The sequence below is a fragment of the Pseudoalteromonas gelatinilytica genome, assembly GCF_001641615.1.
Lineage (GTDB): Bacteria > Pseudomonadota > Gammaproteobacteria > Enterobacterales > Alteromonadaceae > Pseudoalteromonas > Pseudoalteromonas gelatinilytica.
Genome location: NZ_LRRU01000020.1, coordinates 477,111 through 501,341, shown reverse-complemented (window position 1 = coordinate 501,341; position 24,231 = coordinate 477,111). Strand labels below are relative to the sequence as shown.

Here is a 24,231-nt window from a genome sequence, read left to right as displayed (position 1 = left end):
AGGTCATAGTCTCAGTATTAGATACTGCCAATTCACTAAAGCAGGGCATTTTATACTATTTATATGACAAAATGGTGCGGCGAAACGTGAACGTTAGATAAAAAAAATCCCTCTTGCGAGGGATTTTGGGTAACTCAGCGCCATTGGCACTGGGAATGAGGTCGGTACATGGGATGTGAGTGGTTTAAAAAACCATCTCTGGAACATCACCTTCAACAAGCAATTTGCCTGCCGTTTTGCTAATTATTTCATCTACTGACACGCCCGGAGCGCGTTCGATTAGATGAAATGCGCCGTCTTTAACTTCTAGTACGGCTAAATCAGTTACGATTTTCTTTACACAGTTAACCCCAGTTAGCGGTAAAGTGCAACTTTCTAATAACTTAGAGTCGCCATGCTTGCTTGCATGAGTCATCGTAACAATAATATTCTTCGCGCCAGCAACGAGGTCCATCGCGCCACCCATGCCTTTAATTAGCTTTTTTGGGATCATCCACGATGCGATGTTACCGTTCTGGTCAACTTCAAATGCACCTAAGACCGTTAAGTCTACATGACCACCCCGTATCATGGCAAAACTATCTGCACTATTAAATATTGCTGCACCTGTGGCTGCTGTCACGGTTTCTTTACCCGCGTTGATCATATCTGCATCAACTTGGTCTTTTGATGGGTACGCACCCATGCCTAATAAACCATTTTCAGACTGCAGCATAACTTCGATACCCTCAGGTACATAGTTAGCAACGAGAGTAGGGATACCAATACCTAGGTTTACGTAATAGCCATCTTGTAGCTCTTGTGCAACACGCATTGCAACTTGTTCACGTGATAATGCCATTTTATTGCTCCTTAATCGCGAGTTGTTACACGTTCAATGCGTTTTTCAAAGTCACCTTTGATCACGCGATTAACATAAATACCTGGGGTATGAATTTGGCTTGGCTCAAGTTCACCTGGCTCAACAATTTCTTCAACTTCAGCAACGGTAATTTTACCTGCTGTCGCGGCCATCGGGTTGAAATTCATAGCTGTGTGGCGAAATACAAGATTACCGTAGCGGTCGGCTTTCCATGCTTTAACAATGGCAAACTCACCCGTAATTGACTCTTCTAAGATATACGGGCGACCATCAAATTCTTTAACTTCTTTACCTTCTGCAACCGGAGTGCCGTATCCTGTTGCAGTATAAAACGCAGGAATACCCGCACCACCGGCACGCATCTTCTCAGCGAGTGTACCTTGTGGTGTTAAAACCACATCAATTTCGCCATCGAGTAGTTGTTTTTCGAAAAGCGCATTTTCACCTACATAAGACGCGATGATTTTTTTAATTTGCTTATCGTGAAGTAAAATACCTAAGCCGAAATCATCAACACCGCAGTTGTTTGAAACAACGGTTAGATTTTTAGTCTGTTTACGCTTAATTTCACTGATAAGTCCCTCAGGAATACCACACAAGCCAAAGCCACCAGCGATGATAGTATCGCCATCTTTTAAACCTTCCATTGCAGCTTCATAACTTGAAACCACTTTATCGAAACCGGCCATGAGCCTACTCCTTAATTATTCTGAGTGTTCTTTAGAGCAAGTGATACCTTGCTGACAGGTTGTTTATTTAATGCACTGCAAATAGCCCAACCAGCTTTCGCCAGTCTTTCTAAATCAATTCCATGCTCTATGCCAAGCCCTTGCAGTAAGTAAACTACATCTTCAGTGGCAACATTTCCTGACGCCCCTTTGGCATAAGGGCAACCCCCAAGGCCTGCAACGGCACTGTCAACCGTTGCTATACCGCGGCTTAGGGCGGTGTAAATATTTGTGAGCGCTTGCCCGTAGGTGTCGTGAAAATGTACAGCGAGTTTAGATTTATCAATATGTTGCAAGAGTAAATCTAATAACTCATCGACTTTTCTCGCTGTACCTACACCAATGGTGTCACCTAGGCTAATTTCGTAACAACCAAGCTCAAGTAATCGCTTTGAGACGTTTAATACATCATTGTAGTCGACATCACCTTGATATGGGCAACCCATAACGCAGCTAACATAACCTCTAACACGAATGCTATTCGCTTTGGCAAAAGCCATAACATCTTTAAAGCGATCAATACTTTCATCAATAGAGCAGTTAATGTTCTTTTGACAAAACGCTTCACTTGCTGCTGTAAAGATAGCAAATTCTTGTATGCCGACTTGTTTTGCCGCCTCTGCACCTCGTAAATTTGGGGTGAGGGCACTTAAATTAACGTCTGGCAAACTTAACGCGCTTATTACATCGCAAGAGTCAGCCATTTGTGGCACCCATTTAGGTGACACAAAGGCGCCTGCTTCAATATCTTTAAGGCCTGCATCTGCAAGGCCGTTGATAAGAGCGACTTTATCTTGAGTGCTAACGGCGGCTTCATTTTGCAAACCGTCTCTGGCGCCAACTTCTACAATGCGAACAAAATCAGGAAACTGTGCCATTACGCCTCCGGCTCTTCAACAATCGCGAGCATATCACCATGACTCACCAGTTCACCTTCAGCAAAGCAGTAGCTCGTTAATACACCATCATGCGGGGCATTAAGGGTGTATTCCATTTTCATTGCTTCGATGATGATAACCGCATCACCTTTAGCAACCGTACTACCCACCTCAACCAAATGCTTAACAACAGTACCATTGAGTGGCGCAGCAAGTGGTAGTGCATCACTTTCGTGTTCACTAATATAGTGTTTATCAATCAGCTCTAGCACCGTTTGTTGAGCTTTGTACATCACTGTGATGTGAGAGTCTGTTTGATTAATATGAGCGACGACTTTTTCGCCATTAACGACTAAGTTCGCAAGGCCATTTTCAATGCTACCTGAAGTTGTATAGTCAACTCCATCTAGGTTGATTTTAAAGCCTTCTGAGGCCTTAACAGCATGAACATTTAAATCAACAAACGGAATCGTTGTCTTAGCGTCACTGTTTAGCATAAAGCCTGTTAATTGTTGCCATGGGCTACTGCTTTCACCTTTTAGTTGATGTGCATACGCATAGGCTGCCACAACAGTTGCAATAACAGACTGTTGCTCACTTTTAGCAACAAGGCGCTCACCTTGGTCTTCAATAAAGTGCGTATCGGGTGCACCTGCTTGAAAAGTAGGGTGGTTAGCAAGATTATGTAAGAAATTAACGTTACAGCTAAAACCTGATAGGTGGAATTGCTCTAGTGCTTTTGATAAACGCTCAAGCGCTGCCTCACGGGTATCGTCATGAACAATTAACTTAGCAATCATAGGATCGTAGAACGGGCTAATTTCATCACCCGCGGCAATCCCTGTATCTATACGTACAAACTCAGATTCGTTCGGTGTAAATAGGGCATCAATGTGGCCAGAACACGGAATAAAGTCATTACTTGGATCTTCTGCATAAATACGCGCTTCAAAGCTGTGACCTTGTAGCTTAATATCGGCTTGGCTAAGTGGTAAAACTTCACCTGCCGCAATATTGATTTGCCAATTCACCAAATCAACACCGGTTACCATTTCTGTTACTGGGTGCTCTACTTGTAAACGGGTGTTCATCTCCATGAAGAAGAATTCATCACCGCATAATAAAAACTCAACAGTACCTGCTCCGCGATAGTTAATCGCTTGGGCACAACGTACCGCCGCTTCACCCATTTCTCTACGAAGCGCATCAGATAAACCCGGAGCAGGGGCTTCTTCAATTACTTTTTGGTGACGACGCTGTAATGAGCAGTCTCGGTCGCCTAAGTACACACAGTTACGATGACTATCGGCAAAAACTTGTACTTCAACATGGCGAGGTTTGGTGACATAACGCTCTAACAGTACTAAATCGTTACCAAAACCGGCTTTTGCTTCACGTTTTGCACCTTCAAGTGCACCGATAAAGTCTTTAGCGTGTTCTACAACTCGCATACCTTTACCACCGCCACCAAAAGCAGCTTTAATCAGTACCGGGTAACCAATTTTTTCAGCTTCAGCTTGTAAGAAATCAGTATCTTGATTGTTACCATAATAACCAGGCACTAAAGGTACATTTGCTTGGTGCATAATTTCTTTAGCGCGGGTTTTTGAACCCATGGCTTCAATGCTGGATGCTGGCGGGCCAATAAAGGCGATATCATTTTTCTCACACGCGAGCGCAAAGTCACAGTTCTCAGATAAAAAACCATAACCTGGGTGAATACAATCAACACCTGCTTGTTTTGCAACATCGATGATTTTGTCTGCCACTAAGTACGAGTCTTTACTTGGCGCAGGACCAATGTGATACGCCTCATCAGCAAGCTTTACGTGCTGAGCATGTTTATCAGCATCTGAGTACACTGCAACCGTTGTTAAGCCCATTTGCTTTGCTGTACGCATAACTCGGCAGGCAATTTCACCACGGTTGGCAACGAGAATTTTTTTCAATGATTTTGTTGTCATAATGGTTCCTATTTCTGCCAGTTAGGGGCACGTTTTTCAAAAAAAGCAGTTAGGCCTTCTTGGCCTTCTTCAGATACACGAATGCGTGCAATACGTTCTGCGGTTAACTCAATCAGTGCATCATCAATTACATTGCCAGCTACATCATTTATAAGCTGCTTTGCTGCTTTAACGGCAATAGGGCCATTGTTCACAAGGTTTTGTAAGTGTTTGTCGAGCGCTGTTTGTAAATCGCCGGTGATCTGGTGAATTAAACCCAGTTGCTTGGCTGTATGCGCGTCAAAAATCTCAGCCGTTAAAAAGTAACGACGTGCAGCGCGTTCACCAATAGCTTTAATGACATAAGGGCTGATAACCGCAGGAATAAGACCCAGCTTTACTTCACTTAAGCAAAATTGCGCATCGTCTTGGCAAATCGCGATATCACAACAGGCAATCAAGCCTAAGGCACCGCCAAATGCAGCACCTTGTACGGCACAAATTGTAGGGTGAGGGCTTGTAGCAAGGACTTTCATAAGCTTTGCCAGCTGCATAGAATCCGCTAAGTTTTCAGCAAAGTCATTGCCAGCCATCGACTTCATCCAATTTAAATCAGCCCCAGCAGAGAAGTGCTTACCTTCGGTTTTTAAAACCAGTGCGCGCACATCGCAGCTGTTTGCGTGTTCAATTAAACGGATCAGCTCACTGATGACTTCTTCGTTAAATGCATTGTGTTTTTCAGGGCGACTTAGTACCAGCACAGCCACATTTGATTTTGTTATTTCGAGTGTTACTGACATAAGGCCTCCATTACATTCTAAATACGCCGAACTGAGAATCGCGCTCTGGTGCATTTTTAGATGCGCTTAAGGCAAGCCCTAATACATTGCGGGTATCAGCAGGATCGATAATGCCATCATCCCAAAGGCGGGCACTGGCGTAATATGGATGACCTTGTTTTTCGTATTGCTCGATAATTGGCTTTTTAAACTCACTGACTTGCTCATCAGTCATGCTTTCGCCTTTTCGGGCTAAACCGTCTTGTTTAACTTGTGCAAGAACGCCAGCCGCTTGTTCACCACCCATTACAGAGATACGGGCGTTTGGCCACATCCACATCATGGTTGGTTCGAATGCACGGCCACACATACCGTAGTTACCTGCACCATACGAGCCACCAATTAACACGGTGAATTTAGGTACATCAGCACATGACACAGCGGTTACCATTTTCGCACCATGCTTGGCGATGCCTTCGGCTTCGTATTTCTTACCAACCATAAAGCCAGTAATGTTTTGTAAAAACACCAAAGGAATTTTGCGTTGTGCACATAGCTGAATGAAGTGCGCGCCTTTTTGCGCAGATTCACTAAATAAAATGCCGTTGTTGGCAACAATACCTACTGGGTGACCAAAGATTTTTGCAAAGCCAGTTACTAAGGTTTCGCCAAAGTAGCGTTTAAATTCATCAAATGATGAATCATCAACAACACGGGCAATCACTTCGCGTACATCAAATGGCTTTTTAAGGTCGGTACCCACAATGCCGTAAATTTCGTTAATGTCGTAACGCGGTGGTTTAACATCATCAAGTAACGGTGCAGTAGGGCGCTGATAATTAATTCGTTCAATACATTGGCGAGCAATCGAAAGTGCATGGGCATCGTTTTCAGCATAGTGATCGGCAACACCTGATGTTTTACAGTGAACATCAGCACCACCGAGATCTTCAGCACTTACTTCTTCACCTGTAGCCGCTTTAACCAGTGGCGGGCCTGCTAAGAAAATTGTGCCTTGCTCTTTTACGATAATACTTTCATCAGCCATCGCTGGTACATAAGCACCACCTGCAGTACATAAACCCATTACGACCGCAATTTGTGGAATGCCTTTACCAGACATACGTGCCTGATTATAGAAAATACGGCCAAAGTGTAATTTATCTGGAAATACATCATCTTGTTCAGGCAGGTTTGCACCGCCTGAATCAACTAAATAAATACACGGTAAATGACAACGCTCTGCGATATCTTGGGCACGCAGGTGTTTTTTCACTGTTAGTGGAAAGTATGTGCCGCCTTTTACGGTTGCATCATTGGCGATGATCATACATTCAACGCCTTTCACACGACCAATCCCAGCCACAACACCGGCACAAGGAATAGCTTGTTCATATACGCCAAAGGCAGCAAATTGAGAAATCTCTAAAAATGGCGAGCCTTCATCAAGTAGCGTTTCAATACGGTCACGAACAAACAACTTACCACGGCCTTGGTGGCGCTCAATCAGGGCAGGGCCACCACCTAAACGGATATCCGCTACTTTTTCACGTAAATCACTTACGAGAGCGGCCATGTTGTCGTGATTTTGCAAAAATTGCGGATCGTGTGGATTTACACTCGATTTTAAAATCGTCATAACAAGGTCCTATCGGCTTTCAGTGAATAATTCGCGACCAATTAGCATGCGGCGGATTTCAGAGGTACCTGCGCCAATTTCATATAGTTTTGCATCACGCAATAAACGACCTGTCGCGTATTCGTTGATATAACCATTACCACCTAAGATTTGGATAGCATCAAGGGCCATTTTAGTCGCCAGCTCTGCGGCATATAAAATCGCACCAGCAGCATCTTTACGTGTTGTTTCACCGCGGTCACATGCACGAGCTACCGTGTAAACGTATGAACGAGCTGCATTCATTTGCGTGTACATATCAGCGATTTTGCCTTGAATAAGCTGGAACTGACCAATCGGGCTATCAAATTGTTTACGCTCATGAATATAAGGAACCACAATGTCCATACATGCTTGCATAATGCCAAGCGGGCCTGCGGCTAAAACAACACGCTCATAATCAAGGCCACTCATAAGTACTTTTACACCTTCGTTTAAGTTACCTAGAATGTTTTCTGCTGGTACTTCGCAGTTCTCGAACACTAATTCACACGTGTTAGAGCCACGCATACCAAGTTTGTCTAGCTTCTGTGCAGTAGAAAATCCTGGTGTGTTTCGTTCAACGATGAACGCTGTGATCCCTTTAGGCCCGGCATTTAAATCTGTTTTTGCATAGATAACAAAGGTATCGGCATCTGGACCATTAGTGATCCACATCTTGTTACCGTTAAGTACAAACACATCGCCTTTTTTCTCAGCTTTTAATTTCATTGATACAACGTCAGAACCTGCATTTGGCTCACTCATCGCAAGGGCACCAATGTGCTCACCGCTGATAAGCTTAGGCAGGTATTTTTCTTTTTGAGCCTGTGACCCATTACGGTTGATTTGGTTAACACATAGGTTTGAATGAGCACCATAACTTAAACCAATCGATGCGCTTGCACGGCTAATTTCTTCCATTGCGATTACATGCTCAAGGTAACCAAGGCCCGCACCGCCAAATTCTTCAGGTACTGTCATACCTAATAATCCCATTTCGCCAAGCTGTGGCCAAAGTTGATTAGGGAAGGCATTGTCTATATCGGTTTGTTCTGCAAGTGGGGCAATTTCTTGGCTCGCAAAGCTATTAACGTGATCGCGGATCATGTCTGCTGTTTCGCCAAGTCCGAAGTTCATTTCTTTGTATAGTGAAATAGTGCTCATAATGTGTGTTCCTGTGAGAGTCTGTTGACGAGATTGTTGTCAGGTTATTCGTCTAAATTATTAAGGGTTTCACGACAGCGGCGTTCTGCTGTAACCAATTCCATCAGTACAACTTTAATGTCGTCCATCTGTTGGCTTAGGTCCGCTTTTTTTTCTGCGATAAGGTCAAGCATAGTCACTAGCTGTTTAGCGCTTGATTTATCTGCGTCGTAAAGTTCAAACAAACGGCCCGTTTCGGCCAAGGTAAAACCTAAGCGTTTACCGCGTAGAATAAGTTTTAGTCTTACTTTGTCGCGTTTTGAATAAATACGGGTTTGACCATTGCGATCAGGTGAGATCAAGCCTTGGTCTTCATAAAAGCGGATAGAGCGGGTTGTAATATCAAATTCTTTTGCTAGTTCGCTGATACTAAACGTTTGCTCATTGCTAGCAGGTTCAACTGCTGCGCTTTCAAAGTTTGTTTGATTGTCTTGTTTCATGATTTATTTACCTCATTCGAATAACACCAATATAAGTGAAGTTTACGTAAAGGTAAAGGGCGATTTGGGAGTTATACTTTAGACTTATAAAGATAACTGGTTGGATTTGTTGAAAAGCTTTATTTATCTAGCCTTGTAAGCAGATGTTCGATTTTTAACACAACAAAATACAGATAAGTTTACAGTTTTACCGGCCGCAAAAATGTTGATTTTAGATTTACGTTGGCGTAAACGTAAATATTATGTATGCTGAATTAAATCGAAATTAAACTATAACAAATTAACTGTTTGGTTACACATGATTTGAACACATGATGATAACCACTTACATGGAGCCAATTATGACTACTGAAGCCGTTGTTATTGTTGCCGCAAAACGTACCCCTATGGGTGGTTTTATGGGCGCACTAAGTGGTGCACACGCAACTGATTTAGGTGCTACAGCTATTAAAAGTAGCTTAGAGCAAGCCGGTTTATCTGCCGATAAGATTGACGAAGTGATCATGGGCTGTGTATTACCAGCTGGTCTTGGTCAAGCACCTGCGCGACAAGCAATGTTAAAAGCGGGCCTTAACCAAGGTACTGGCGCAACAACAATCAACAAAGTATGTGGCTCTGGCTTAAAAGCTGCAATGTTTGCCCATGACTTAATTAAATCAGGCTCTATAAACACCGCTGTTGCAGGTGGTATGGAAAGCATGAGTAATGCGCCTTATATGTTACCGAATGCACGTTCAGGTATGCGTATGGGTCATGGCGAAGTAAAAGATCACATGATGTGTGATGGCCTTGAAGATGCTTACGACAACAAAGCAATGGGTTGTTTTGCACAAGACACTGCCGATCAATATTCAATTGGTCGTGAACAAATGGATAACTTTGCACTTAGCTCACTGACTAAAGCAAACAGCGCGATTGAGACAGGCGCATTTGATAATGAAATTGCAGCGCACACTATTTCTACACGTAAAGGTGATGTGACCGTTGCGATTGATGAGCAACCAGGCAATGCACGCCCTGATAAAATCCCAGGTTTACGTCCTGCATTCAAAAAAGATGGCACGATTACAGCTGCAAACTCGTCATCAATTTCTGATGGTGCAGCAGCGCTTGTGTTAATGCGTGAATCTGATGCTAAAGCACAAGGTTTAACGCCACTTTGCCGTATCGTTGCTCACAGCACACATTCTCAAGCTCCAAGCGAATTTACTTTAGCACCGGTTGGCGCGATGCAATCGCTTTTAGAAAAAGCAGGTTGGTCTGTGAATGATGTTGATTTATGGGAAATCAACGAAGCGTTTGCCATGGTGACTATGCTTGCAATTAACGAGTTAAAACTTGATGAAAGCAAAGTAAACGTAAACGGCGGTGCTTGTGCACTTGGTCACCCAATTGGTGCAAGCGGCGCGCGTATCTTAGTTACCTTAATTCATGCATTAAAGAATCGTGGTCTTAGCAAAGGTGTTGCCTCACTGTGTATCGGTGGTGGTGAAGCTGTTGCTATGGCAATCGAAGCTATTTAATCGCTTTAGAATTTTAATCTCTCACAGCCGCAACGTATTTTAAAAACTATCATGTTGCGGCCTCTTTATACCCACTGGGGAGGAGTGCCTCATGCACCAAGTACCTTTATTTATCAACGGCGAATTTACCCAATCAAGTTCAACGCAGTTGATTGATGTTATCAATCCTGCAAACCAAGAAGTGTTAGCGCAAGTTCCGTGTGCAACGGATGCTGAAATGGATGCAGCCATTGCCTCTGCAAAAGAAACATTTAAAACATGGAAAGAAGTGCCAATTTCTGAGCGTGCGCGCATTATGATGAAATACGCTGCACTACTAAAAGAAAACCATGACGAGCTTGCGACGATTATTTGTCATGAGCTGGGTAAAACTTTTGAAGACGCCAAAGGCGATGTTTGGCGTGGTATTGAAGTGGTTGAGCAAGCAGCCAATGCACCATCACTAATGATGGGCGAAACAATGGAAAACGTAGCGCGTAAAATCGATACTTACTCTTACATGCAGCCACTAGGTGTATGTGCGGGTATTACGCCATTTAATTTCCCTGCGATGATCCCATTATGGATGTTCCCACTGGCTATTGTGTGTGGTAACACCTTTATTCTTAAACCATCAGAGCAAGATCCACTAACACCAATGCGTTTAGCTGAACTATTTGTTGAAGCGGGCGCGCCAAAAGGGGTGTTACAAGTTGTTCACGGTACAAAACCACAAGTTGACCGTTTATTAGAAGACCCAGCAGTACGTGCTATTTCATTTGTTGGTTCGTGTGGTGTGGGTGAATACATCTATTCAAAAGGCACAGCAAACCTTAAACGCGTACAAGCTTGTGTTGGTGCAAAAAACCACATGGTTATTATGCCAGATGCGAGTAAATCGCATGTTGTAAATAACCTAGTCGGTGCGTCTGTAGGTGCTGCGGGTCAGCGCTGTATGGGTATTTCGGTTGCTGTGTTTGTTGGTCAAGCTAAAGACTGGGTTGATGAAATTAAAGCAGGCTTTGAAAACGTACGCCCAGGTGTATGGGATGATGCCAACGCGGCTTACGGCCCACAAACATCAAAAGCAGCTAAAGACCGTATTTTATCACTGATCGCAAGTGGTAAATCACAAGGTGCAACCTGTTTAATTGATGGCTCTGACTTTACTGTTGAAGGTTACGAGCAAGGTAACTGGGTTGGTCCAACGTTATTTACTGATGTAACAACCGAGATGGATTTATACAAAGAAGAGATCTTTGGTCCTGTATTGGCTTGTATGTTTGTAGATACTCTTGAAGAGGCGATTGAGCTTATCAATAACTCGCCTTACGGTAACGGTACTTCGTTATTCACATCAAGCGGCGCTGCTGCACGTAAATTCCAACATGAAATCGAAGTAGGTCAAGTTGGTATCAACGTGCCAATTCCTGTGCCACTCCCGTTTTTCTCTTTCACAGGTTGGAAAGGTTCATTCTATGGTGACCAACACACCTACGGTAAGCAAGGTATTCGTTTTTACACAGAAACGAAAACAATTACTTCACGTTGGTTCGAGGACGATATCGCCTCAGGTCCGAACATGAGTATCAACCTCAAATAAGCTGTAATTAATTTACTGCTGAGCGAGCACACGCTCGCTCGAAGAACACACGTTTAAACGACAACAATCGTTATTCACACAAGAATAAGACAACAAAATAGAGGTCTACTATGGACTTTAATTTAACCGAAGATCAGCAAGCGTTTGCTGAAACAGCTCGTCAGTTTGCAGAGTCTGAACTTGCTCCACATGCAGCTAAGTGGGACCAAGAACACATTTTCCCGAAAGACACCATTAAGGCAGCCGGTGAGCTAGGCTTTTGTGGTTTATATACCCCTGAAGAAGCGGGCGGCTTAGGTTTATCTCGCCTAGATTCAAGCATTATCTTTGAACAGCTTGCCATGGGTTGTACAGCAACGACTGCTATGTTGACCATTCATAATATGGCAACCTGGATGATTGCAAGCTTTGGTACTGATGACGTTAAAGCCCAGTACTGTGAACAATTAGTAATGGGTGAGTTACTAGCGTCTTACTGTTTAACAGAGCCTGGCTCTGGCTCTGATGCGGCATCGTTAAAAACCAAAGCGGTTAAAGAGGGCGATGAGTATGTGATCTCAGGCTCTAAGATGTTTATTTCGGGTGCTGGTGAAACTGATTTACTAGTAGTTATGGCGCGCACTGGTGGTGAAGGCGCAGCCGGTATTTCGGCATTTGTTGTGCCAGCAGACGCAGTAGGTATCGAATACGGTAAAGCAGAAGAAAAAATGGGCTGGAATGCACAGCCGACACGTTTAATTAGCTTCGAAGGTGTCAGAATCCCTGCGGCTAACTTACTAGGCCAAGAAGGCGAAGGCTTTAAGTTTGCAATGCAAGGCTTAGACGGCGGTCGTATTAATATTGCAACTTGTTCATTAGGTACAGCACAAGCTGCTCTTAATACTGCGCGTGAATACCTAAAAGAACGTGAGCAATTTGGTAAGCCATTAGCTGCTTTCCAAGCACTGCAATTTAAGATTGCTGATATGAACACCGAGCTTGTTGCTGCTCGTCAAATGGTGCGCTTAGCCGCATTTAAACTAGATACTGGTGACAGCGAAAAAACAACTTACTGCGCGATGGCAAAACGTTTTGCTACAGATGTTGGTTTTAAAGTCTGTGACGACGCACTACAAATTCACGGTGGTTACGGTTACATCAAAGAATATCCATTAGAGCGTCATTTCAGAGACGTCCGTGTGCATCAAATTCTCGAAGGCACAAACGAAATCATGCGTGTGATTATCGCACGTCGTATCTTAGCTGAGTCAGCTGGCGACATTCTATAAGGAGCAACCTATGTCTAATCCATCGATTGATTTAAATATTGAAGGTAACGTAGCGGTTTTAACCATGAATAACCCGCCAGCGAATACCTGGACACAAGATACATTAACTGCATTAAAAGAGACTGTAACTGAGCTAAATGCTGACAAAAATGTCTATGCATTAGTGATCACAGGGCAAGGTGAAAAGTTCTTTAGTGCTGGTGCTGATCTGAACGTATTTGCCAGCGGTGATAAAGGCGTTGCAGCCACTATGTCTAAAGTGTTTGGTGATGCATTTGAAGCATTAACCAATTTCCGTGGTGTATCAATCGCGGCAATTAATGGTTATGCCATGGGCGGTGGTCTTGAAGTGGCTCTTGCGTGTGATATTCGTATTGCTGAAGAGCAAGCTCAAATGGCACTTCCTGAAGCGAAAGTTGGCTTACTGCCTTGTGCTGGCGGTACGCAAAACCTTGCATGGCTTGTTGGTGAAGGTTGGGCAAAACGCATGATCTTATGTGGCGAGCGCCTAAAAGCAGACAAAGCACGCGAAATTGGCCTTGTTGAAGAAGTGGTTGGTGCTGGCGAAAGTTTAGCTGCGGCAATGAAACTTGCTAACCAAGTTGGCGAACAAAGCCCGGTTGCTGTGACTGCATGTAAAGAGCTTATTCAAAAAGGTCGCACACAACCTATGGCTCATGCGTTGCCATTAGAGCGTGAGCTATTTGTTCAATTGTTTGATACGAAAGACCAAAAAGAAGGCGTGAATGCGTTCTTAGAAAAGCGTAAAGCAAATTGGGTAAATGGCTAATGACTAACGTAACACTACTAAATCATCAAGATGCGCCTGTGGTGTTTGAAACTGCAGAGGCCGAAAGCGGCCTCATTGCAATTGCGACACTCAATGCGCCTAAGTCGTTAAATGCCTTAAATTACGACATGATCCAATTGCTTGAGCCTCAGCTTAGAAAATGGGCAGACGATGACGCAGTTGCCATGGTCATTCTAAAAGGGGCTGGCGAAAAAGCATTCTGTGCTGGTGGCGATGTAGTTAGCCTACATAAAGCAATGAGCACAGGTGAGCCTGCTAACTACATTGAAGACTTTTTTACCCTTGAGTATAAATTAGACTACCTAATTCACTGCTACGAAAAGCCAATATTACTTTGGGGTAATGGCATTGTTATGGGTGGCGGTCTTGGCTTAATGGCTGGGGCAAGTCACCGAGTGGTAACAGAGTCATCGCGTATTGCAATGCCTGAGCTAACTATTGGTTTATACCCTGATGTGGGCGGCAGTTATTTCTTACATAAAATGCCTGAGCAAGTCGGTTTATTTTTAGGATTAACTGCGGCGTCTATCAATGCTGAAGATGCCTTGTTTGTTAATCTTGCTGATCACTATGCAACAGCAGATAAATATGACGCTATTTTTACAGCTATCACCGCTGAAAAGTGGGGCAAAACAGCCTCATTAAATCACGAAAAGCTAACTAACATTTTAATCTCCATTGATAATATTTCAGGCCGTGTTCCTAAAGGTAATGTAAAAGATAACTTAGCGGTTATTCAAAAGCTGGCTGAATTTGATTCATTGCAGGGCAAAATTGACTACATCCAAAGCTTAGAAACCGAAGATAAATGGCTTACCCGTGCGCAAAAATCATTAGCGCATGGTTGTCCGCTTAGTTGTGCGCTTGTTGAACGTCAATTAGCTAATTCAAAAGAGATGACATTAGCACAGTGCTTTAAAATGGAGCTGGGTATGTCAGTACGCTGTGGCGAACTAGGTGAGTTCCAAGAGGGCGTTCGTGCGCTACTAATCGACAAAGACGGTGCACCTAACTGGCAGTTTAAATCGCTTAGCGATATCGACGAAGCAGTTGTAGATAGCTTCTTTACAGCACGCTGGGATGAGCAATCTCACCCACTTAACTCATTAACGTCATCTTAAGTCCAAGGGGTAAACAAATGGCTAAATTAACAATAGGATTTATTGGTTTAGGCAACATGGGTGGCCCAATGGCGGCAAACCTTGTCAATGCAGGTCATACAGTTCGCGTGTTTGACTTAAATAAAGCAGCGGTTAATGAGCTTGCCGATAAAGGTGCAATTGCTGCAAACGATGCGGCTGAATGTGCCATTGGTGCTGATATTTTTATCAGTATGCTACCGGCAAGCAAACACGTTAAATCGCTTTACTTAGGTGAAACGGGTCTTATTAACTTACTTGATAGCAAAACCTTAGTGATTGACTGCTCAACCATTGATGCAGAATCAGCACGTCAAGTGGGTAGCGAGCTTGCTCAAAAAGGTATTGATTTTGTTGATGCGCCGGTATCAGGTGGTGTTGCAGGTGCAACAGCGGGCACTTTAACCTTTATCGTCGGTGGTGAGCAAAGCCACTTTGAAAAAGCTAAGCTTGCTTTAGTTGATATGGGTAAAAACATCTTCCATGCTGGTGATATTGGTGCAGGCCAAGTCGCAAAAATCTGTAACAACATGCTGCTCAGCATTTTAATGGCTGGTACCAGCGAAGCGCTACAAATGGGCATCAACAACGGGCTCGATCCAAAAGTGTTAAGTGACATCATGACAGCAAGCTCTGGTCGTAACTGGACACTTGAGCTTTATAACCCATGCCCTGGTGTAATGGAAACGGCGCCAGCAAGTAATGATTATAAACCGGGCTTTATGGTTGATTTAATGGCGAAAGACTTAGGTCTTGCTATGGAAGCGGCTCAGCAAAGTAATTCATCTACCCCAATGGGGTCAATGGCGAAGAATCTATACACTATGCTTCAGCATCAAGGTGCGGGTAGTGATGATTTTAGCGCTATTTTTAAATTATTCTCGAAGTAGGAGATTGTTGTGGAAATTAAAAACAACAACATCGTAATTACCGGTGGTGCGCAAGGTTTAGGCTTTGCGATGGCCGAGAAATTTGCATCCCTTGGCGCGAACATCGCCCTTATCGATATGCAACAAGATGTACTAGATACTGCAGTATCAGTGCTTACTAAGTATGGCACAAAAGTCATGGCGTATGCTGCTAATGTGACCGACGAAGACGCTGTGGTAGCAACGTTTAATACTATTAACAAAGACTTTGGCCATATCGGCGTGTTAATTAATAACGCAGGTATCTTACGTGATGGTATGTTTATCAAAGCAAAAGAAGGCAAAGTAGTTGATAAAATGTCGTTGGCTCAATTTCAATCTGTGATTGATGTGAACCTGACCGGTGTATTCTTAGCAGGTCGTGAAGCTGCGAGCCACATGATTGAGTCTGGCAAAGGCGGCGTTATCGTTAATATGTCGAGTGTTGCCCGTGCTGGTAACATTGGCCAAACAAACTATGCTGCGTCTAAAGCCGGTGTTGTTGCGATGACAACGGGTTGGTCGAAAGAATTAGGTCGCTTTGGTATCCGTGTTGGTGCAATTGCACCGGGTGTTATTCGCACAGCAATGACCGATGCAATGAAACCAGAAGCAAAACAACGCATGATGGCGGTAACGCCAGTGGGTCGTTTTGGTGAAGCAGAAGAAATTGCCCAAACAGCACAATACATTGTAGAGAATGACTTCTTTACAGGTCGTGTTGTTGAAATTGATGGCGGTATTCGCCTTTAGTTTGAAATGGTAACCCTTTACCCATTGAAAGTACCAAAACGGTAAGCCTAGCTTGCCGTTTTTTTATTTTTAAAGTATTTTAAATTCATAATGATAAGGAGATTTTTTATGAACACTGATGGCATTACAGTATCAATGAGCAAAGGAATTAAAGCCAACTTCAAACTGGGTGAACATTTAATTGAATACTGGGGTTCTGCTTACTCAGGTAAAGAAGTACTGAAAGTAGACGGTGAATTAATAGCAGAATCACGTAACTTTAAAACGAAATCTGTTCATGAGTTTAATGTTGATGGTAAAGCCTGCCAATTAACAATTTCAGTGACTTTATTCAGGAAGTTTTCTTCTACCATCACATTAGAGTGTGAGGGTGAACTAGTTCACAGTTATCAACTCACATATGGTAAAACCCGACAAATTGCTTGGTATTTAAAAGCAATCCCCTTTTTATTTGCAGGGGTTTTAGGCTGGTGTTTTGCCGCTGATATTCTTACCTTATTAGAGTTAGCCATCTTTGGCTGCTTAACCTTTGCAGTATCAGAGCTTCTTATGAAAGATCAAGGCTGGATCATCGAAGAGCAAAAGCCTTGTAATTAAATGCCTAGCATTCAATAATTAAGCGGTTAAATGCCGCTTAACTTTGAGAGATGCAGTGAATCCCAAACAAATCCGCAATTTTTATATCAATGAAGAACAGTCTGTTTATTTGCTGTCTCACCATGATGCTAAAAAGCACCGCCAGTGGCTTAACATTTGTATTAAACAGCTTACTTTGCTTGGTTACAGTGACGTTGAATTAATTGGTTCTGGTGCGTTTGGATTTGTTTTTGCCGGTGTTGATGATGAAGACTTACCTTGGGTATTTAAGTTTTCACGTATAACCCTTGCACAAAGTGTACGTGACCGTTTAGAAGACGAAGCGTACATGCTCTCGCAAGTTAAAAACCCACTCGTACCAAAATTTTATGCCTTTGAGCGCATTAAAAAGCAAGGCATTTTAATGATGGAGCGCGCTCTAGGTGAAGACTTAGAAAAAATCTCTATCAAACAGGGGCGTTTTAGCGCAGCAAAAGTTATGGCGCTGGCTCTTAGGCTACGTAATGTGCTTGTAGATTTACGTGAACATAAAAATGGCTTAAGCCCGCAACCAATTGTGCATGGCGATATCAAGCCCTCTAACATTGTTTATGATGAACAAACCAATAAGTTGTCATTGGTGGATTGGGGCAGCTCTGTTTATGCACAAATAGATGCTGAAGGTAATCCAGTTGCTAGCAACTTTATGGATCTTATGTCTGCTGATATAAGCACAACCAATGCACGTATGGGTGATGTGTATTTTATTGGTGATGAGCAAATGTCGGGCGGGCAGTCATCGCCACGTTTTGATGAGCAAGGTGTTGCTTCAACTCTTTATGCACTGGCCTCTGCACAATCTTGCCGATTTGGTGCTGCGGTTATTCCGGCTACAAGTCTTAATTTACCTATGGAGCTTGCCCGAGTTATTGACGGTATGCTTTCTAAAGATAAAGCCACTCGCGATGGGGCGGGTGATTATTTTATGCGAAATATGCCTACAATGGCTAAAGCTTACCTCCCTGAGCTGCCCCGTAAAGTTATTCGCCCTTATATTCCTTATTGGTTTAGTGAGTTTGATGAGCACCCAGACACGGTTGTTTATAGCTCACGTAAGCAATTTTTAAGACAAGCCGACCATAATCAACAATTACTTGATGTAAACGATGCCCAACTAGACAGATACTACAAAGAGTTTTTATTTGATACCGGCGACACCGAAAAAGCATTTTTGGCCTCAATAAGTCGATTAGCAAAATACCCAGTAGTTGGTGGCCTTAGTTTTCATTGGAAAGAAAACTCACTGTTTGTTGAGTCTTCTCTTATTTTGCATGATGAAACGCTTGGCACTGCGTTTACCGATGCGATTAACAACACGGTGATGTTAGCACAGGGGATTGAACAAAAAGGTCTCTTTAAATGTTGCTTGTTTGATGCGCGTAAAACCATTCAGCTCGAACGTGATGGCACCGGTGCGTTTAAATTTGAACACTTACCTGAGCTTGATTACGAAGTAATGGATGTACAAGCCTCAGATGTAACCAGACCGCATTCTTACTTTGAAGATGGTAAAGACCCTGATGAGCAACTACAGCTCCCTAAAAAGGTTATAAAGTGCGTATTTGAGCTAAACCAAATACACCATACAGGCTGTATCATTTTTGAAGCCTTACCTGATAGGATGAAAATACATCATTACTATCGTTTGCTTGATGCCAGTAAAGAGCCTGAATTTAAACGTTTATTAAGTAAGCTAATGCAATACGCGGTTAGTATCACAGATGTAGGTGTGGCAGGCTTTATGAAGCTACCTTACAAAAATACCCGTGAATTTGATTTGTGCACTAAACAGCCCGATGAGTTTTATCCGCGAGATCCAAAAAGAGTGGAATGCTAAAAGCTGACCTGATTCAAACAGTTAAGGAGAATAATAAACATGGACTACAGCCCAAATTATAAAAATTATTCATTGGATGAGCTTTTAGATGCTCAAAAGTATATTGATAAAGAAAGCTTCCCAGAAAGAGCACAAGAGTTAGAATTAGAGATTGCAAATAAATTAAAAGACCCAGAAATAAAAGCAGAGTTTGAAGAGCTAGAAACGAGTAAAAGGTATGCTACTTTTTGGCCTCGTTTTTGGGCTGCTATTATTGATGGTTTAATTTTTACAGCATTACTTTATATCGAATGCTTACTCTTTGACGTTGAATATTCTTACGAAAACTCGATTTTACAAGCTGTTAATGGCTTTCAGTACATTGGCTATGTTGTTTTCATGCATGGGTTTTATGGTCAAACACTTGGCAAGATGGTGATGGATGTTAAAGTTCTCGATCATGACACCGAAACGAGCATTACGCTTAAGCAATCGGTTCGCAGAGAATCTGTTAATATTGCTATTAACTCGTCTTGGATACTCCTAGTTTTTTCTATTTCAATATCGTTACAACAACTTGGTAGCGTACCTGCGGTTTTAACTTATTTAATTATGGGTCTGAATTCATTAGCTACAGTTTGGGCATTGTCAGAATTTATAACCATGCTGTTTAATGAAAAGCGTCGTGCAGTACATGACTTCATCGGTAGAACGGTTGTTGTTAGGTTGTAATAAGGCGTTCTACTATGACAACCGTAAAAAACACCTTAATTACCTAATGATGTAGTCGTTAGTTCTTTTTGTAGTGGCTAATAATAGGTATTGTTTATTCATCCTTTCAATTTATCTAAAGGCTTTCAGTGAATGCTAATGTCTAAAGTCCTTGTCGAAAATTTATATTATGATGGGCCAAGAGAGGGTATCACATCTATTGAGGGGAGACATTACAGGTTTGTTTCAGACTTCAATGATGACAGTGGTTTTACTGATGAGTTTTCTCTTTATTTAATATCAGAATCTGAACTTCAATTAGAGATTGAGCAATGGCAAATTTTTGTTAAATGGAATAAAAAATATCAGTCAGGTGAATTAAAAGCCGATAGTCATCCTGGGCATGGTGGTATATCTCAAAGATGGGATGAAATAGAGCAAGCTTTGGCAATTAACAGAAAAGATACGTCAAACTTTAAATTTAAAGCTACAGCGACCTTTACCCGGAATGATCAAGAACTGCAATATGATTTAAATGGCCCTTGTTATGATGTTTCTTGGCACTTTCTTTAATTATAAGAGTATTTAAAAAACGATGGCTATTTGGCAAACAACAATAGTTCTAATACCTGCACAATGGGTAGAAGATAAAAATAATTCAGTTGAGGAACTCTACAATGCCGATGGTTATTTCGATACTGCCTGCGTGTGGAAACACCACCAACCAAATGTGCAAATAGACAAGCTGTTGGATAATGTTTTAGTAAGAACTGAAAGTAATATTTCCGATTTTAAAATGTGGGGTAATAGTCAATCAAATGAAATTACTATTTCTGTTAGTGATGAATCGATTGATGAAATTGTAATTAGAGTTGATTTAAGGAAAGACATAAGTAATTTTTGCTTTTCAATTTGCCAACTCGCTAAAAAATTACAGTGTTTTTTATTTATTCCAAATAAAAAGCTTCTTATTGAGCCTGACATTCACTTACTAATGCAAAACATACAAACACTGACTACTACAAATCAAAAGCGTAAATTAAAATAACCTGCTAAATAGCAGGTTGTTAGATGGTGAAATCTTACTTATGCTCTTCAATTATTTCAGTGATCCCTTCAGCTGAGAGTATCTCTATCCAATAGCCATCTGGGTCTTTTATAAAGGCTAGGCCTTTCATCGAGCCATCGTCTGGTTTTTTTACAAACTCAACATCGTATTTTGCAAAACGCTCGCATGCTGCGTACACGTCTGGCACACTAATACCGATATGACCAAAGCCTTTTGGTTCATCATTACCACTATGGTAACCAGCAAAACTGTCGTCGTGTTCTGTACCCCAATTATGTGTAAGCTCAATAAGAGCAGGGCGGCGAAATACCCACTGTGCTTTTTCTTTATCGCTGCCTTTTGGCATTTCTTGCTCATAACCTAAAAAGTACAGCGTAAACTCCATTTTTGGGAAGTCATATTTACCAAGTAACTTCATACCTAAAACATTTTGATAGAAATCTAAAGAAGGCTTTGGATCTTTAATGCGCAACATTGTTTGTTGCATTACATAACCTTGCGTTGCATTTGCGATTTGTTCAGGTGATTCGTTGTAGTTAGACATACACATCCTTTTTTAATGACATTAATGATGATGAAAGCAGTCTAACATAATCACGTTACCCTTAAATTAATAACAAAAATATTGACGTCTTTAAATAGCCCTTCAAGTCTTAACTCGCTAACTCGCTAACTCGCTAACTCGCTAACTCGCTAACTCGCTAACTCACATAAAAAAACCGCCCTAACAGGCGGCTTATTTCAACTAACAGCTTATAGCTCAAAACTTAAAGCTTAATTACCCCAAGGATTACTCGCACTTGAACGCTGTTTACGAGCTCGAGCAAGTTGTTTTGCTTCTTTTTTAGCGTGGATGCGTTTGGCGTCAGTAAAACTTAACTCACACGGTTCACCTGGTTTTTGATCCGCAGGGATCACACGATCGCGCGGAGGTAATTCGTAGTTTACATTGTCTGGGCGTGGTAAGTTTTTAAGACGATACAAATAAAAGTTCTCGACTTTTTCTTGAGCCCATTGGGTTTTACGTAAAAACTTAACCGCAGATTTAACATCTGGGTTATTCTTAAAGCAGTTCAAACGCATATAGGCGTGGAGTAATTCCCAGCCATATTGTTCGACAAGCTCAGTGACTACTTGCTCGATACCAACACCTTGCAGTGGGTTATTGCTGAAAATTTCTTTATTACTCATTAGACTGTCCGGTATTACAAAACTAGGGTAAGTATAATTGCCTTTACCCTAGTTTTATAGCTAACTTGCTAAGAATGTTTCTATTCGAGCTTATTCTTTACAATTAACCACTACACGGCCGCGAATTTCACCTTTCAATAAGGCTTCTGCATTTGCAATGGCCTCAGAAAGCGTAATTTCTTGTGAAATAGTATCTAGGTACTGAGCCTCAACTAACTCACTTAAACGTTGCCATGCTTCAATTCGGTCAGCTTTAGGGCGCATTACACTATCTATACCCATTAGACTAATGCCACGAAGGATAAACGGCGCTACCGTTGCCGGAAAGTCCATACCTTGTGCTAAACCACAGGCAGTTACAACACCACCGTATTTAATCGATGCGCACACATTTGCAAGGGTGTGGCTACCCACAGAATCAATTGCGCCAGCGAATTGCTCTTTAGCGAGTGGTTTCCCAGGTGCTGAGAATTCTTCGCGAGATAAAACACGTTTCGCACCTAATTTTTCAAGGTGCGCTTCTTCGTTCATGCGGCCTGTTGTGGCAACAACATCAAAGCCAAGTTTATTTAGTAAATAGATAGCAAAACTACCCACGCCACCATTGGCTCCGGTGACGAGAATTTCGCCGCTTTGTGGTGTGATACCTTGCTTTTCTAAGGCAATAATACTGAGCATTGCCGTATACCCAGCAGTACCAATTTGCATTGCCTGTTTTGGTGTTAAATTAGCGGGGAGGGGAATAAGCCAATCAGCGTTCATAGATGCTTTTTCACTTAGACCACCTAAGTATTTCTCCCCAACACCAAAGCCATTTAGCAGAACTTTATCACCTACTTTAAATTCATCGCTTTTAGAGTCTGTTACTGTGCCTGCAAGGTCAATTCCGGGGATCATAGGAAATGTTCTTACCACAGGGCCTTTACCTGTAATGGCTAGGGCATCTTTGTAATTCAATGTACTGTAGTCAACATCAATATTTACCTCGTGCTGGTGGATGTTCTCTACAGGGAAATCTGTGTATTCGGCACGATAACCTTGATCATCTTTGTTGATAACTACCGATTTTACTGATGTTGTCATGGTGACTCCTTTTAGACCGATCGTCTTTTAATGGTTAAAATAAAACCGCATCTAAACGGCTTTATAAAATTAAACGTAAAAATTGCGCTGTATAGAGTGTGAGTGGTTCACTTGATTTATCAAGTTTTGAACGCATCACCGCACCTTCCCAGCCAATCCAAAAAAATTCAGCAAGCATTTTACAATCTGATGCCTGAGGAATTTGCTTTTGCTGCTTAGCATCAAATAAGCACTGCTCAATTAAAGTTTGCCAGCTGGCGTAAGCCTGCTTAATACGGTCAATCATCGGCTCATCAAGGTGACTGAGTTCTTGATTTAAATTACCTATTAAGCAACCACGCGAAAATTCAAACTTTGCCATGCCTTGTTTAGCATCATTGGCAAACAACACTATTCTTTCAAGGGGACTTATCTCATCGCTAAGTAAATGGCGCTTTAACTTGGCCTGAAAATAACTGTCATACGCATCAATGAGTGCTAAGCCAAAGTCATTTTTACTTTTGAAGTAATGATAAAAAGAGCCTTTAGGTACTTGAGCAGATTTTAAGATTAAATCAATGCCGGTCGCACTAAAGCCTTTTTCGGTTAACACAGCTAAACCTGTATTAATTAACAGGGCGCGCGTATCGGCATTTGAGCGTGCTATTTTTGGTGGCCTGCCGCGACGGCTTGGCGTGGTCTTATTTGTTTCCATACATCATATTAGACCGATTGGTTTTTAATATGCAAGAACTAAATTGCTTAAATTGTAATCATCATAAATTTGTCATGATTACAATTTAATTGGGAACTTTGCTCAATTGATGTTGGTCACAAATAATGACGCTAAAAAGAGCTGTAAGCTTTTTAGCTGAATTTAAGTGTATTAATAGATGGTTTTAGTTGAAGAGGTACGACCACTTAGTCATTTAAAATGTTAATTCATTTGATCATCAGCACGTTAGTTTTTGTCAATTTATTTAATTGCTTTTTGTTATTTGAATTTAACAGTTTTATTAACTATTCATTAAATGTAGATGTCAATTTCGCTACATATCTATAAATATAAAAGGTGAGGATATTACCTATGAAGAGACAGAAAAGAGATCGTTTAGAAAGAGCTCATTCTCAAGGTTATAAAGCAGGCTTGGCAGGCCGTTCTAAAGAACAATGCCCTTATCAACAAATCGACCCTAAATCAGAATGGTTAGGCGGCTGGCGAGAAGCTATTGAAAACCGCAATATGTTCAAAACTTAAAATAGGCACCT

At 41.9% G+C, this 24,231-nt stretch carries 25 protein-coding genes; 13 read left to right on the top strand and 12 right to left on the bottom strand.

Annotation, left to right across the window (positions count from 1 at the left end):
* Nucleotides 1-184: 184 nt before the first annotated feature.
* Genes NH153_RS15310 through NH153_RS15275 form a run of 8 tightly spaced genes read right to left on the bottom strand, consistent with a single transcriptional unit; the run spans nucleotide 185 to nucleotide 8,493 of the window.
* Nucleotides 185-841, bottom strand: coding sequence for a 3-oxoacid CoA-transferase subunit B (locus NH153_RS15310; RefSeq protein ID WP_063705387.1), 657 nt, complete (start codon nucleotides 839-841; stop codon nucleotides 185-187).
* An 11-nt stretch (nucleotides 842-852) separates the two neighbouring features.
* Nucleotides 853-1,551 carry a CoA transferase subunit A gene (locus NH153_RS15305; protein WP_055197201.1) on the bottom strand — a complete coding sequence of 233 codons (699 nt, stop codon included), beginning with the start codon at nucleotides 1,549-1,551 and terminating at the stop codon, nucleotides 853-855.
* A gap of 11 nt (nucleotides 1,552-1,562) precedes the next feature.
* The gene (locus tag NH153_RS15300) at nucleotides 1,563-2,468 is read right to left on the bottom strand and encodes a hydroxymethylglutaryl-CoA lyase (RefSeq protein WP_063705384.1); all 906 of its coding nucleotides are present in this window, start codon (nucleotides 2,466-2,468) and stop codon (nucleotides 1,563-1,565) included.
* Entirely contained in the window at nucleotides 2,468-4,432 is a 1,965-nt protein-coding gene (locus NH153_RS15295; RefSeq protein WP_063705380.1) for an acetyl/propionyl/methylcrotonyl-CoA carboxylase subunit alpha, read from the bottom strand. The genes NH153_RS15300 and NH153_RS15295 overlap by 1 nt, the downstream gene beginning before the upstream one ends.
* A gap of 8 nt (nucleotides 4,433-4,440) precedes the next feature.
* Nucleotides 4,441-5,211, bottom strand: coding sequence for an enoyl-CoA hydratase/isomerase family protein (locus NH153_RS15290; protein WP_054553800.1), 771 nt, complete (start codon nucleotides 5,209-5,211; stop codon nucleotides 4,441-4,443).
* Nucleotides 5,212-5,221: 10 nt separating this feature from the next.
* Nucleotides 5,222-6,829: a carboxyl transferase domain-containing protein gene (locus NH153_RS15285; protein ID WP_063705378.1), complete on the bottom strand. Its 1,608-nt coding sequence runs from the start codon at nucleotides 6,827-6,829 to the stop codon at nucleotides 5,222-5,224.
* Nucleotides 6,830-6,838: 9 nt separating this feature from the next.
* On the bottom strand, nucleotides 6,839-8,014 hold the full coding sequence (locus NH153_RS15280; RefSeq protein WP_063705375.1) for an isovaleryl-CoA dehydrogenase: 1,176 nt from the start codon (nucleotides 8,012-8,014) through the stop codon (nucleotides 6,839-6,841).
* Nucleotides 8,015-8,058: 44 nt separating this feature from the next.
* Nucleotides 8,059-8,493 (bottom strand): MerR family transcriptional regulator, encoded by a 435-nt coding sequence (locus NH153_RS15275; protein WP_054553803.1) that lies wholly within the window; start codon nucleotides 8,491-8,493, stop codon nucleotides 8,059-8,061.
* 341 nt (nucleotides 8,494-8,834) lie between these two features.
* Between NH153_RS15275 and NH153_RS15270 the strand changes: the two genes are divergently transcribed.
* The 12 genes from NH153_RS15270 to NH153_RS15215 all read left to right on the top strand — a co-directional run bounded on the left by NH153_RS15270 (nucleotide 8,835) and on the right by NH153_RS15215 (nucleotide 20,688).
* Nucleotides 8,835-10,016 (top strand): thiolase family protein, encoded by a 1,182-nt coding sequence (locus NH153_RS15270; protein WP_063705371.1) that lies wholly within the window; start codon nucleotides 8,835-8,837, stop codon nucleotides 10,014-10,016.
* A gap of 91 nt (nucleotides 10,017-10,107) precedes the next feature.
* Nucleotides 10,108-11,598 (top strand): CoA-acylating methylmalonate-semialdehyde dehydrogenase, encoded by a 1,491-nt coding sequence (locus tag NH153_RS15265; RefSeq protein ID WP_063705367.1) that lies wholly within the window; start codon nucleotides 10,108-10,110, stop codon nucleotides 11,596-11,598.
* Between the two features lie 110 nt (nucleotides 11,599-11,708).
* Nucleotides 11,709-12,866, top strand: coding sequence for an acyl-CoA dehydrogenase family protein (locus tag NH153_RS15260; protein WP_063705364.1), 1,158 nt, complete (start codon nucleotides 11,709-11,711; stop codon nucleotides 12,864-12,866).
* A gap of 10 nt (nucleotides 12,867-12,876) precedes the next feature.
* The gene (locus NH153_RS15255; protein ID WP_063705361.1) at nucleotides 12,877-13,656 is read left to right on the top strand and encodes an enoyl-CoA hydratase; all 780 of its coding nucleotides are present in this window, start codon (nucleotides 12,877-12,879) and stop codon (nucleotides 13,654-13,656) included.
* Complete coding sequence (locus NH153_RS15250) at nucleotides 13,656-14,798, top strand: enoyl-CoA hydratase/isomerase family protein (RefSeq protein WP_063705358.1); 1,143 nt, start codon at nucleotides 13,656-13,658, stop codon at nucleotides 14,796-14,798. The genes NH153_RS15255 and NH153_RS15250 overlap by 1 nt, the downstream gene beginning before the upstream one ends.
* A gap of 17 nt (nucleotides 14,799-14,815) precedes the next feature.
* Entirely contained in the window at nucleotides 14,816-15,706 is an 891-nt protein-coding gene (mmsB, locus tag NH153_RS15245; RefSeq protein ID WP_063705355.1) for a 3-hydroxyisobutyrate dehydrogenase, read from the top strand.
* A gap of 9 nt (nucleotides 15,707-15,715) precedes the next feature.
* Nucleotides 15,716-16,477 (top strand): SDR family oxidoreductase, encoded by a 762-nt coding sequence (locus tag NH153_RS15240; RefSeq protein ID WP_063705352.1) that lies wholly within the window; start codon nucleotides 15,716-15,718, stop codon nucleotides 16,475-16,477.
* A gap of 108 nt (nucleotides 16,478-16,585) precedes the next feature.
* On the top strand, nucleotides 16,586-17,074 hold the full coding sequence (locus NH153_RS15235) for a hypothetical protein (protein ID WP_063705347.1): 489 nt from the start codon (nucleotides 16,586-16,588) through the stop codon (nucleotides 17,072-17,074).
* 55 nt (nucleotides 17,075-17,129) lie between these two features.
* Entirely contained in the window at nucleotides 17,130-18,950 is a 1,821-nt protein-coding gene (locus NH153_RS15230; RefSeq protein ID WP_063705344.1) for a protein kinase domain-containing protein, read from the top strand.
* 39 nt (nucleotides 18,951-18,989) lie between these two features.
* Nucleotides 18,990-19,661: an RDD family protein gene (locus tag NH153_RS15225; protein ID WP_063705340.1), complete on the top strand. Its 672-nt coding sequence runs from the start codon at nucleotides 18,990-18,992 to the stop codon at nucleotides 19,659-19,661.
* 138 nt (nucleotides 19,662-19,799) lie between these two features.
* Complete coding sequence (locus NH153_RS15220) at nucleotides 19,800-20,213, top strand: hypothetical protein (protein WP_138625458.1); 414 nt, start codon at nucleotides 19,800-19,802, stop codon at nucleotides 20,211-20,213.
* Between the two features lie 22 nt (nucleotides 20,214-20,235).
* Nucleotides 20,236-20,688, top strand: coding sequence for a hypothetical protein (locus NH153_RS15215; protein WP_063705334.1), 453 nt, complete (start codon nucleotides 20,236-20,238; stop codon nucleotides 20,686-20,688).
* Nucleotides 20,689-20,722: 34 nt separating this feature from the next.
* Here NH153_RS15215 and gloA read toward each other — a convergent pair whose 3' ends face one another.
* The 4 genes from gloA to acuR all read right to left on the bottom strand — a co-directional run bounded on the left by gloA (nucleotide 20,723) and on the right by acuR (nucleotide 23,677).
* Nucleotides 20,723-21,253 (bottom strand): lactoylglutathione lyase, encoded by a 531-nt coding sequence (gloA, locus tag NH153_RS15210; protein WP_063705331.1) that lies wholly within the window; start codon nucleotides 21,251-21,253, stop codon nucleotides 20,723-20,725.
* Nucleotides 21,254-21,483: 230 nt separating this feature from the next.
* Nucleotides 21,484-21,900 carry a VF530 family protein gene (locus NH153_RS15205; protein WP_063705328.1) on the bottom strand — a complete coding sequence of 139 codons (417 nt, stop codon included), beginning with the start codon at nucleotides 21,898-21,900 and terminating at the stop codon, nucleotides 21,484-21,486.
* A 90-nt stretch (nucleotides 21,901-21,990) separates the two neighbouring features.
* On the bottom strand, nucleotides 21,991-22,983 hold the full coding sequence (gene acuI / locus NH153_RS15200) for an acrylyl-CoA reductase (NADPH) (protein ID WP_063705325.1): 993 nt from the start codon (nucleotides 22,981-22,983) through the stop codon (nucleotides 21,991-21,993).
* 61 nt (nucleotides 22,984-23,044) lie between these two features.
* On the bottom strand, nucleotides 23,045-23,677 hold the full coding sequence (gene acuR, locus NH153_RS15195) for an acrylate utilization transcriptional regulator AcuR (RefSeq protein ID WP_063705322.1): 633 nt from the start codon (nucleotides 23,675-23,677) through the stop codon (nucleotides 23,045-23,047).
* Nucleotides 23,678-24,049: 372 nt separating this feature from the next.
* On the opposite strand from acuR, the gene rmf reads away from it, so the two are divergent.
* The gene (gene rmf / locus NH153_RS15190) at nucleotides 24,050-24,220 is read left to right on the top strand and encodes a ribosome modulation factor (protein ID WP_036968408.1); all 171 of its coding nucleotides are present in this window, start codon (nucleotides 24,050-24,052) and stop codon (nucleotides 24,218-24,220) included.
* Nucleotides 24,221-24,231 lie beyond the last annotated feature (11 nt).

Bases quoted from the DNA above. Each gene is read 5' to 3' on its own strand.
- NH153_RS15310 (WP_063705387.1), bottom strand. From the start codon at position 841: ATGGCATTATCACGTGAACAAGTTGCAATGCGTGTTGCACAAGAGCTA.
- NH153_RS15305 (WP_055197201.1), bottom strand. From the start codon at position 1,551: ATGGCCGGTTTCGATAAAGTGGTTTCAAGTTATGAAGCTGCAATGGAA.
- NH153_RS15300 (WP_063705384.1), bottom strand. From the start codon at position 2,468: ATGGCACAGTTTCCTGATTTTGTTCGCATTGTAGAAGTTGGCGCCAGA.
- NH153_RS15295 (WP_063705380.1), bottom strand. From the start codon at position 4,432: ATGACAACAAAATCATTGAAAAAAATTCTCGTTGCCAACCGTGGTGAA.
- NH153_RS15290 (WP_054553800.1), bottom strand. From the start codon at position 5,211: ATGTCAGTAACACTCGAAATAACAAAATCAAATGTGGCTGTGCTGGTA.
- NH153_RS15285 (WP_063705378.1), bottom strand. From the start codon at position 6,829: ATGACGATTTTAAAATCGAGTGTAAATCCACACGATCCGCAATTTTTG.
- NH153_RS15280 (WP_063705375.1), bottom strand. From the start codon at position 8,014: ATGAGCACTATTTCACTATACAAAGAAATGAACTTCGGACTTGGCGAA.
- NH153_RS15275 (WP_054553803.1), bottom strand. From the start codon at position 8,493: ATGAAACAAGACAATCAAACAAACTTTGAAAGCGCAGCAGTTGAACCT.
- NH153_RS15270 (WP_063705371.1), top strand. From the start codon at position 8,835: ATGACTACTGAAGCCGTTGTTATTGTTGCCGCAAAACGTACCCCTATG.
- NH153_RS15265 (WP_063705367.1), top strand. From the start codon at position 10,108: ATGCACCAAGTACCTTTATTTATCAACGGCGAATTTACCCAATCAAGT.
- NH153_RS15260 (WP_063705364.1), top strand. From the start codon at position 11,709: ATGGACTTTAATTTAACCGAAGATCAGCAAGCGTTTGCTGAAACAGCT.
- NH153_RS15255 (WP_063705361.1), top strand. From the start codon at position 12,877: ATGTCTAATCCATCGATTGATTTAAATATTGAAGGTAACGTAGCGGTT.
- NH153_RS15250 (WP_063705358.1), top strand. From the start codon at position 13,656: ATGACTAACGTAACACTACTAAATCATCAAGATGCGCCTGTGGTGTTT.
- mmsB (WP_063705355.1), top strand. From the start codon at position 14,816: ATGGCTAAATTAACAATAGGATTTATTGGTTTAGGCAACATGGGTGGC.
- NH153_RS15235 (WP_063705347.1), top strand. From the start codon at position 16,586: ATGAACACTGATGGCATTACAGTATCAATGAGCAAAGGAATTAAAGCC.
- NH153_RS15225 (WP_063705340.1), top strand. From the start codon at position 18,990: ATGGACTACAGCCCAAATTATAAAAATTATTCATTGGATGAGCTTTTA.
- NH153_RS15220 (WP_138625458.1), top strand. From the start codon at position 19,800: ATGTCTAAAGTCCTTGTCGAAAATTTATATTATGATGGGCCAAGAGAG.
- NH153_RS15215 (WP_063705334.1), top strand. From the start codon at position 20,236: ATGGCTATTTGGCAAACAACAATAGTTCTAATACCTGCACAATGGGTA.
- gloA (WP_063705331.1), bottom strand. From the start codon at position 21,253: ATGTCTAACTACAACGAATCACCTGAACAAATCGCAAATGCAACGCAA.
- NH153_RS15205 (WP_063705328.1), bottom strand. From the start codon at position 21,900: ATGAGTAATAAAGAAATTTTCAGCAATAACCCACTGCAAGGTGTTGGT.
- acuI (WP_063705325.1), bottom strand. From the start codon at position 22,983: ATGACAACATCAGTAAAATCGGTAGTTATCAACAAAGATGATCAAGGT.
- acuR (WP_063705322.1), bottom strand. From the start codon at position 23,677: ATGGAAACAAATAAGACCACGCCAAGCCGTCGCGGCAGGCCACCAAAA.
- rmf (WP_036968408.1), top strand. From the start codon at position 24,050: ATGAAGAGACAGAAAAGAGATCGTTTAGAAAGAGCTCATTCTCAAGGT.